2 protein-coding genes are annotated in these 1311 nt (G+C 34.6%); both read right to left on the reverse strand.

Annotated elements, in window-relative coordinates:
• Window positions 1-35: 35 nt before the first annotated feature.
• Window positions 36-923, reverse strand: coding sequence for an IS3 family transposase (locus AC3E9U_RS16105; protein WP_488747956.1), 888 nt, complete (start codon window positions 921-923; stop codon window positions 36-38).
• A complete protein-coding gene (locus AC3E9U_RS16110) occupies window positions 878-1261 on the reverse strand; it encodes a transposase (protein WP_488747955.1) in 384 nt (127 codons plus the stop codon). The genes AC3E9U_RS16105 and AC3E9U_RS16110 overlap by 46 nt, the downstream gene beginning before the upstream one ends.
• Window positions 1262-1311 lie beyond the last annotated feature (50 nt).

Consider the following 1311-nt stretch of genomic DNA (forward strand, 5'->3'; position numbering starts at 1 on the left):
TGTCTTGTCCTGAAATAGGTTGACCATTTTGGTTATTAATTCAGGTTATAAAATTTGTATTTATGCATTTGATTTTTGTGTGCAAACTCAGGTGTTTTCATGTCTAGGCTGTAATGTCTTCTTTCGTTGTTATATATGTTTACTGCCTGGTGAATCATTTTCTGAGCCAGGACTAAATTAGGCAATGTTTTTAATAAACCAAACTCATATTTCAAAATTCCATTAATCCTTTCTGCTACTGCGTTTTCATAAGGATCATATTGCTGGGTTGTACTGAGTAGCATTCCGTTGTTTTGCGCAAATTCGGAGAACTCGGGACAGCAATACTGTATTCCCCTGTCACTGTGATGAATGATGTTTTGATGTTTGTATATTCTGTTTTTTAAAGCCATTTGAAGTGCGTCTTTCACCAATGTAGCTTTCATATTCGTATCGAGTTTGAACCCCATTATTTTCTTGGAATAGATGTCTGTAACCAAAGCCAAATAAGCGTGTTTTTCCTGTATTTTAAGATAAGTTATATCGCTGACCCAAATCTGTTCCGCGTGAGTAGGGGTGATGTCTTTAATTCGGTTTGGCGATTTGTAGAAAAAGTGTTTTGAATCGGTTGTGATATGGAATTGCTTGGTTTTCTTAACCAATAACTGATGTGTTTTCAAGAACCTAAAAAAGTTATCTCTTCCCATTTTTATATCCCTCTTTTCCAAATCATCTTTAATGTCCAGGTACAGTTTTCTTCCACCGTATCGGGTCTGTTTTTTCCTGATAGGCGCAATGAGTTCTTTAATTACAATAGCTTGTTCTTTCCGCTGTGTATCAGCTTTGATTCTTTTATAATACGCTTGTTTGGATATTCCGAAACATTGATAAAGCCACTTTACTTTAAAAGGTTTCTTTTCTTTTTCTCTATCTCTTTTATTAATGTTTCGGGCAACGACTTTTTTGCGATATCCAGTCCTGTGGTTACTTCAAAATCAGCAATGATGTCTTGTTGGAAGTCTTTAATAAATTCCAGTTCTTCTATACGTTCTCTCAGTTTTTTAATCTCGTCGTTCTTGCTCATTGCTTTGGATTTGGATGTAAAGTTAGATAATTTCTTTCTCCAATAGTCAATGGAACTTCGAGAAATGCCATACTTTTTGGCAGCATAGTTTACAGAGATTTGTCCATTATTAATTTCGTCAATGATGGAAAGTTTGAGATCAAAACTGATTTTCTGATACTCATTTTTTCGACAGGGATGTTTTTTTGTTGTTTCCATAGGATACTAAAAGTGTTTAATTTTTAGTCAACCTATTTTAGGACGACGCA

The organism is Flavobacterium sp. 21.1 (assembly GCF_057801535.1).